At 40.7% G+C, this 8,343-nt stretch carries 9 protein-coding genes; 6 read left to right on the top strand and 3 right to left on the bottom strand.

From position 1 onward, the window contains the following. The 6 genes from AAC037_RS13445 to prfB all read left to right on the top strand — a co-directional run. A partial coding sequence (locus tag AAC037_RS13445) for a hypothetical protein (protein ID WP_339903472.1) occupies positions 1–204 on the top strand: 204 nt, incomplete at its 5' end. A gap of 78 nt (positions 205–282) precedes the next feature. Further along, positions 283–999 (top strand): ABC transporter ATP-binding protein, encoded by a 717-nt coding sequence (locus AAC037_RS13450; protein WP_339903473.1) that lies wholly within the window; start codon positions 283–285, stop codon positions 997–999. Between the two features lie 21 nt (positions 1,000–1,020). Beyond that, the gene (locus tag AAC037_RS13455) at positions 1,021–1,569 is read left to right on the top strand and encodes a cob(I)yrinic acid a,c-diamide adenosyltransferase (protein ID WP_339903474.1); all 549 of its coding nucleotides are present in this window, start codon (positions 1,021–1,023) and stop codon (positions 1,567–1,569) included. A 6-nt stretch (positions 1,570–1,575) separates the two neighbouring features. Then, positions 1,576–2,643, top strand: a complete 1,068-nt coding sequence (locus AAC037_RS13460) for a branched-chain amino acid aminotransferase (protein WP_339903475.1) — start codon at positions 1,576–1,578, stop codon at positions 2,641–2,643. Between the two features lie 44 nt (positions 2,644–2,687). Further along, a complete protein-coding gene (locus AAC037_RS13465; protein ID WP_339903476.1) occupies positions 2,688–3,203 on the top strand; it encodes a hypothetical protein in 516 nt (171 codons plus the stop codon). A 183-nt stretch (positions 3,204–3,386) separates the two neighbouring features. Continuing rightward, a protein-coding gene (gene prfB, locus AAC037_RS13470) for a peptide chain release factor 2 (protein WP_339903477.1) occupies positions 3,387–4,491 on the top strand; the annotation gives its coding sequence in 2 pieces (ribosomal slippage) (positions 3,387–3,446 and positions 3,448–4,491; 1,104 coding nt in all). 87 nt (positions 4,492–4,578) lie between these two features. On the opposite strand, the gene AAC037_RS13475 is transcribed toward prfB, so the two are convergent. From AAC037_RS13475 to AAC037_RS13485, 3 genes are all read right to left on the bottom strand, one after another. Then, positions 4,579–6,660 carry a c-type cytochrome domain-containing protein gene (locus AAC037_RS13475; protein ID WP_339903478.1) on the bottom strand — a complete coding sequence of 694 codons (2,082 nt, stop codon included), beginning with the start codon at positions 6,658–6,660 and terminating at the stop codon, positions 4,579–4,581. A gap of 36 nt (positions 6,661–6,696) precedes the next feature. After that, positions 6,697–8,154 carry a DUF1501 domain-containing protein gene (locus AAC037_RS13480; protein WP_339903479.1) on the bottom strand — a complete coding sequence of 486 codons (1,458 nt, stop codon included), beginning with the start codon at positions 8,152–8,154 and terminating at the stop codon, positions 6,697–6,699. A gap of 1 nt (position 8,155) precedes the next feature. Further along, the coding region (locus AAC037_RS13485) for a hypothetical protein (protein ID WP_339903480.1) at positions 8,156–8,343 on the bottom strand (188 nt) is incomplete at its 5' end.

Consider the following 8,343-nt stretch of genomic DNA (forward strand, 5'->3'; position numbering starts at 1 on the left):
CTTGAGCAAGTAGAAGATGACGAGAAGCGGTATGAATTGCTACAAGAAGCTTGTCAATTCAATAAAGATCCACTATTATGGATAACGTTAGTTAAATATTGTCGTATAATTGGGTTGGATCAGTATGCCAGTGCCAACTTAAAATTAATGGGAGAGTGGATTGAGAGGGACGATTTGACTGACTTACAGTTGAAATTCCTATAATTCCTTTAATATAATTTAAGGTGCTGAATTCCTGTTTTTGAGCAATATACCCTATCTTCACATTTAAAATGTCGAGCCATGCCAGAAATCATCAAAACCAAAGAAATACGTAAGGTTTACAAAATGGGAACCGAAGAAGTTAAAGCACTCAAATCGGTAAGCATGAGCGTAAATAGAGGTGAGTATGTGGCTTTTATGGGGCCTTCAGGTTCTGGCAAGTCGACATTAATGAATATAATAGGTTGTTTGGATACCCCCAGTTCAGGGCAATACATACTTAATAGCAAGGATGTGAGTGACATGAGTGAAGATGAGCTGGCAGAAATCAGGAACAAGGAGATAGGTTTTGTTTTTCAGACCTTTAATCTATTGCCTAGAGCTACTTGCTTAGAGAATGTAGCTTTGCCTTTAATTTATGCGGGTTACAATAAGACGGATAGAGAAGAAAAGGCTTTTCTATCGCTTAAAAGTGTGGGCTTGGATGATAGAATTCATCACAAACCCAATGAATTGTCCGGTGGACAAAGACAAAGAGTGGCCATTGCCAGGGCTCTGGTAAATGATCCCAGTATTATTTTAGCGGATGAACCTACGGGTAATTTGGACAGTAAGACATCTTATGAAATCATGGATCTTTTTCATGTCTTGCACCAAAAGGGCAATACGATTATTATGGTAACCCATGAGGATGATATAGCACATTATGCGCATCGGGTAATCAGACTAAGAGATGGCTTGGTAGAATCCGATGAGAGAAATCCCAATCCAACGGTGGTGGACAAAACAATTATATAAATCCCACAGTTTATAAATTAAATGAAAATTTATACCAAAACGGGAGATAAAGGAAAAACATCCCTTTTTGGAGGGACTAGAGTCAATAAATCTCATTTAAGAATTGATGCGTATGGTACCATTGATGAGTTAAATGCAAATATAGGTTTATTGAAGGATCATGTAGCTAATGAAATTATTAGTGAGGTGCTCTACAAAGTACAAGACAGGCTTTTCGTTTTGGGGGCAATTTTGGCCACTGAGCCGGAGAAAACGGAGGTGAAGTTGCCTGTCTTTAAAAAAGAAGACATTCGATTTCTTGAAATAGAAATAGATAAAATGGAGGAAAATCTTCCCCCATTAAAAAATTTCATTATCCCCGGAGGGCATCCGGTGGTTTCTTTGGCTCATATTGCTCGTACCGTTTGCAGAAGAGCGGAGAGATCCATGGTTTTGCTTTCAGAAAATTCTCCGGTAGATGGAGTATTGTTGGAATATGTGAATAGGCTTTCTGACTTTTTGTTTGTATTGGGAAGACAATTGGCGAAGGAATTAAATGTAAATGAAATCACTTGGAAATCAGGTGGATAATAAGATATGGACAAGCAGTTTAAAATAGATATAACTAAAGGATCAAGCTCAAAATTAGAGAAGATAAATTTTGATGAGCTAGCTTTTGGACAGGTGACAAGTGACCACATGTTTGTGGCAGACTATATAGAAGGAAAGTGGCAGAACTTTAGAATCGAACCTTATGCACCTTTGCAAGTTAACCCTGCTAATGCGACCCTGCATTATGGGCAATCTGTCTTTGAGGGGTTAAAAGCCTACAGGAATGAGCAAGGGGAAATATTGGTATTCCGAGGAGATGCCAACCAAAAGAGGTTGAATGAGTCGGCGAAGAGAATGTGTATTCCGGAGATCCCGAAAGAGATATTTATGGAAGGAATGCGATGCCTACTTGAAGTAGATAGAGAATGGGTACCCAAGCAAGCGGGATGTTCCTTATACCTGAGGCCTTTTATTTTTGCTGCAGACGATTACCTGGGAATCAGGCCTTCCAAGAAATATAAATTTATGATTCTTGCATCACCGGTTGGAAAGTACTATGCCAAACCTGTAGCCGTAAAAGTTGAAACGAGGTTTGCAAGAGCCATCGAAGGGGGTACAGGAGCTGCTAAAGCTGCAGGAAATTATGCCGGATCACTTTACCCGGCCCTTAAGGCTCAAAAGGACGGCTATGATCAACTCCTATGGACGGATGGTAAGACCCATCAATACATAGAGGAGAGTGGTACCATGAATGTAATGTTCGTTATAGATGGGGTTTTAATTACCGCTCCAACCACCACCGGAACCATTCTTAAGGGAATCACCAGGGACAGTGTCCTTACTTTAGCACATGAAATGGGTATGCCCGTTGAAGAGCGGTTTTTAACAGTGATAGAATTGGAAGAAGCGCTTAATTCAGGGAAACTTGAAGAGGCATTCGGAACGGGTACGGCCTCTACAGTAGCTTTTATCCGCTTAATAAATATTCATGGCAAAGACTATGAATTGAAAGAAGTGGCGCCTACTGCATTTTCTGTTCGTATTTTAGAAGCACTTGACAATATTAAATATGGTAAAGTGGAGGACAAATACAATTGGATTAAGAAATATTAGTTGATCTTCCGGCCAGTTTTTGACCATTGAATTTAAATTTGCCTATGTATCTCTTCAATAGAGGGATCCTTCTTATAGGTTTTATCATTTTTGTTCAGGGCGATTTATTCGCACAGAACTATTTGATCCTTCAAAAAGGTACCAATCAGAAATCACGCATCACCTATAAAGTAGGGGATGAGTTTATCTATTTACAGAAAGGTAATGATTATTATATTAGGGATTTTATCCGTGAAATTAATAAGGATTACATCGCCTTGCGTGAAAATGTGTTAAGCCTGAAGCAAATAGAAGCAATAGACATTAGATACAAGGATGAGCGAAACCAAACGCTGGACAATTTAACCTTACTTCCATTTGCCGGAGGAGGGCTGTTGCTCCTAGCAGGAGGGATTAATAGTTTGGCCGATGATGGAAGTTTACGGTACAGTTCCGGCGTCTTAACTACTGCTGCAGCCCTGATAGGTACGGGGTTTATCCTTAAATCACTTCGGTACAAAAAATTCAAGGTAGGAGGGAAGAGAAAAATAATGGTGATTAGAAAAAGTGAATTGGAGTAGTGCACAATGGAGCATCTGTTTTACTATTTTCTTGTTGTGAAGATTGATAGAATAGGGGGTTTTGGACATCATAGGCTTCATACTCAAGCGTCTTCATTTGCCTAGTAAATTTTGATTTTAGATTGGTTGTTTAATAGGAATTAAGCAATTTTGCATTTTAAGTAATTAATAAAATTTATCATTATGACATCAGATCAATTGAAAGATTTGAAGGCCCGAGTAACGGCCTTGAGGAGGTATCTTTGACTACGATCGTAAGAAATCTGAAATAGAAGAGTTTGAAGCCGTTTCTGCACAGCCCGACTTTTGGAACGATACGGAAGAGGCCGAAAAAGTAATGAAGCAGATTCAGGCCCGAAAGGCCTGGACCTCCCAGTATGAAACAGTTGATACAGGTATTCAGGATTTAGAGGTTTTGTTTGAGTTCTACAATGCCGGGGAGGTTTCTGCCGAGGAAGTAGATGCAGACTTTGAAAAGAATCTCAAATTAGTAGAAGATCTGGAATTGAAAAAAATGCTCAGTGGTGAAGAAGATCAGCTGAGTGCGATGCTAGAGATCAACCCAGGTGCCGGTGGTACTGAAAGCAATGACTGGGCTTCAATTTTGCTTCGGATGTACATCATGTGGGGAGAGAAAAATGGCTATAAAGTAAAAGAAGTTGACCACCAGGAAGGTGAAGTTGCCGGGATTAAATCTGCAACCTTGGAGTTTGTGGGCCCCTTGGCTTATGGTTTCCTAAAATCAGAAAGCGGTGTGCACAGATTGGTGAGGATTTCACCTTTTGATAGTGGTGGAAGGAGACATACCTCCTTTGCTTCGGTATATGCTTATCCTGTGGTGGATGATACCATTAATATTGATATCAATCCATCCGATATAGAGTTACACACTTCCCGATCCGGCGGAGCAGGAGGGCAAAATGTTAACAAAGTAGAGACTAAAGTGCAGCTCACCCATAAACCTACTGGGATAGTAGTTGTTTGCCAAATTGAACGTTCACAATTGGCGAATAGGGAAAAGGCCATGCAGATGTTGAAATCTCGCTTGTACCAACTGGAGATGGAAAAAAGAAATGCTGAAAGAGCCAAAGTGGAGTCCGGTAAAATGAGGATAGATTTTGGTTCACAGATCAGAAACTATGTTTTACATCCGTACAAGTTGGTGAAAGATGCGCGGACGGGTTATGAAACATCAGATGTGCAAGCGGTACTGGATGGTGGGCTGAATGAATTCATTAAGGCTTATCTATTGGCACAGAGTGAAGAAGAAGTGAAGGACGAAGATTAAAAAAAAGCCTGAATGTTCAGGCTTTTTTTAATTCAACACAATCTCATCTACCATTAGCCAGGCTTTATTTCCTGCAGCTCCGTGCCATTAAGGTAGCTTCGCAAGTGGTTTGGCTTCCATTTTCAGGTATTGAACATTTTTTTCTTTGTAAGGAATCTCAACCTGACGTAAATAAGAATCGTCGTCTTTTCGCAAGGGTTGAGGTTGAAAGGATTTTGAAAGTTTCCAGTCCTGATTTTTATCCGGTCTAGTCCAAATTATCACTTCTTGAGGAGGGAAAAAACGCGACCCTATATTCTGCCATAGGGAGATGGCCATATAGGAAATATCAGTTGGTTGTTCAAATTCCATTTCCACTTCTAGCGGACTGTTAATAAAGCCAAGCCAGTTCAGGTTCCAACTATCAGGAATTGCTTTCTTTTTATCGAAAAGGCTGTTTTTCCCATCTCCTTTGTACCGGTCTTCAGGAGCATAATTCATTTCAAAAGAAGAAGGACTGAGCGTTGCCTTTATAAATTCCGCTTCCGAAACCTTGCTACCAATCCATCCATCAGCAAAGGCTCTTGCTTTTATAGTAATATTCTCAGTGATCTCGAGAGGTTTCTCGTAGAGCAAGAAATTACTGCTGTCAGGCTCTGAGCCATCTAGTGTATAATATATGCTAGTGGTGCCAATAGGATGTGTTAGTTCCGCTGTTAACTTGTCTTTAAAAAATGCTTTATCAAAACTAATTACAGGCGGATTCAACATCAGTAAAGTAGTCCTTTCCTCAGTACCGATCTCAATGGTTGTGTGTGGCAAAGCCGCAATTAATTTCTCCAGGGATTCCTCTGTTAATCCCGTATTCCAAAGGAAGAGTTTTTTTAAATTTTTTAATTGCGATAAAGGTGCAATAGCTTCTTCGGTTAAATTATTCCCTGAAAGTGACAGTAGGGATAGGTTTTCTAGTCCTACTAAGGATTGAAGACCTGGACCCGTAATTTCCGTGAAATTCAAATAGAGTTTTTCCAGATTAGGAAAGGAACCAAGCGATGCCAAATGCTCATCTTTGATGGGCATGCTGTTTAGGTTGATAGAGACGGTTTGCTCCTGAATGGAAGCAAGTTCCTTAAGTGATTCAGGGTCAAAACTAGCCCTTCCAAAATAACTCACGGACAAGGCCGGAGAGGATATTCCCAGAGGTTGAACTTTTCGGTAAAAGTTATTTAGTGGCTCTATGATGTCATCTGAAACAGGGTCGAAGGCATAGACTTTTGGAGCTGATTCAAATTTTTTGATGGCCAAAGGATATATACTGCTGGTATCAGCAAGAGCTAAGACTTTTTGATCTGTTGTGGCACCTGAACCAATCCAGGCTTCTAGTATCGCCTTCTCTTCCTCAGTTAGCTGAGGTTTTCCCTCTGGAGGCATATGGTCTTCATCCTCTTCTGGTAAATTAATTCTTTGGGTCATCAAACTGTTGTCTGAATCGAATGGTTCGACGGCAGGTCCTGATTCCCCGCCTTTGAACAAATGTTCCGGGCTATCCATTCTTAGCTCACCTTTTTGTTTGGAAGCCTTGTGGCAACTCAGGCATTTGTTTTCGATGATGGGGTAAACTACGTGTGCAAATACTTCCGCTTCTTCAAGGCTTACCGTCTGCGTTTCCATATTTTCAAGTGGAGCTGTGATAAAATTATCCCCATGGGTGATGGAAGCACCTAGATGGCCGGATACTATAACTATCAAGCCTAAAAAAGTTGCTGATATTTTTATTGCCAGAGGTCTTTGCCTGTCAATAAAATAATACAATAAGGAAGAAAGCCAGAAAATACCTAAGCTGGTCCATTTGTGCCAAAATAGCGCTTCTTTATCATAACCTGTTTCGTGAGACAGAAAAAGCCCTGCGATAACGGTAAACCCAGCAGTAAATGCGCCCAATAGCAAAAAGTCTTTGCCATACAATATACTGTCCTCTTTCTTGGGAAGCAGATTTGGAAAGCCTACCAATACAATGGCCAATAAAATGATTACAATTGGAAAATGGAGTAATAATGGGTGCATTCTTCCGAATACATGGAGCCAGTCCGGAATCATTACTTTACTTTCTGCCAATACGATGAATAGTACAAAGATATTTACAGCAAAAAGTATTTGGCCTAAAATGACCTTCAATTTATTTGTTAACATAAGATGAAAATGGGTGGTTACCAAGGGTTCAAATTGTTAGGCCATAATGCCTTTGACTAAATTTCCAGCAACATCTGTAAGCCTGTATCTTCTTCCTTGATGTCTGAAGGTGAGCTTTTCATGTTCCACCCCTAGTAAATGGAGCATGGTCGCATGAAAATCATGAACATGTACCGGATCTTTAATGATATTGTATCCAAAATCATCTGTTTCTCCATAAGTGACACCCGGTTTTATTCCTCCGCCTGCCATCCACATGGAAAAAGCCCTGGGATGATGATCTCTACCATAGTTGTCCGCAGAAAACCTTCCTTGGCAATAATTGGTCCTACCAAATTCTCCTCCCCAGATAACCAGAGTTTCATCTAATAATCCTCTTTGCTTCAAGTCTGTAATTAATGCAGCAGATGCTTGGTCGGTATCCTTAGCTTGCAAGGCCATTTCATTGGGTAAATTACCATGTTGATCCCATCCTTGGTGATAAAGTTGTACAAACCTGACACCATTTTCAGATAGCTTTCTAGCAAGTAAACAATTGGCTGCATAGGTGCCGGAGACCAAACATTCAGGGCCATATAACTTTACTATGCTGTCCGGCTCTTTGCTGACATCAGTAACTTCTGGTACGGCTGTTTGCATTCTGTATGCCATTTCGTACTGTTGGATTTTAGCACTGATTTCCGGATCTCCGAAGGATTCATAGTTTATTTGATTTAAAGCAGCAATTTTGTCAAGCATCCTTCTTCTGTCCATTTTGCTCATTCCTTCCGGATCATTGAGGTACAATACCGGGTCATCTCCGCTGGAGAATTGCACACCCTGATGAACTGACTCCAGGAATCCATTCGTCCACAATTTGGAGTAAACGCCTTGTCCATTTCCTTTTCCTCTGGAGAGGAGCACGCAGAAACTTGGTAAGTTATTGTTTTCAGAGCCTAGTCCATAGCTCAGCCATGCACCCATGCTAGGTCGATTTCCAACCTGGGCTCCAGTTTGGAAGAAGGTGAGGGCAGGGTCATGGTTTATGGCTTCCGTATGCATGGACTTGACAATACATATGTCGTCCACTATTTTTGCTGTATGTGGGAAGAGATCGCTGACCCAAGCACCTGATTGACCATATCTTTTGAATCCGTAAGCTGAGCCTACTAAAGGGAAAGAAGACTGCCCGGCAGTCATTCCAGTGAGTCGTTGCCCCTGCCTGATAGAGTCGGGAAGTTCCTCTCCTATTTTTTTATTCAGCATAGGTTTATAATCAAATGATTCCAACTGGCTAGGGGCCCCATTTTGGAACATATAAATAACCCTTTTGGCTTTGGGAGCAAAATGCGGTACACTTGCCATTAATTTATCGGTGTCAATTTGGGGGCTACCATTAAATAAATCGGGTACCAATAAGGAGCCCAAAGCAACACTCCCTAATCCTAGACTTAATTTGGATAGGAACTTTCTCCTGTTTTCATTTAATCCGTTTTCTAAAATTTCTTTGTCCATATCAAGTTTTGGTAATTGCTTCTTCAACGTTATAAATAGCCACCACCACTTGCATAAGGGCGGCTGTTTCAGGGCTGTCGCTGTACTGGTCTAAAGGAAACTCTCCGGCATTCACAGTTTCTAAAATTGTTTCCGGCTTTTGCTTAAACCTTTTCAACTCTTCCTGATAGTATTCTTTTAATAATTCAA

The organism is uncultured Cyclobacterium sp. (genome assembly GCF_963976465.1).
In the GTDB taxonomy this organism is placed as follows: Bacteria; Bacteroidota; Bacteroidia; order Cytophagales; family Cyclobacteriaceae; genus Cyclobacterium.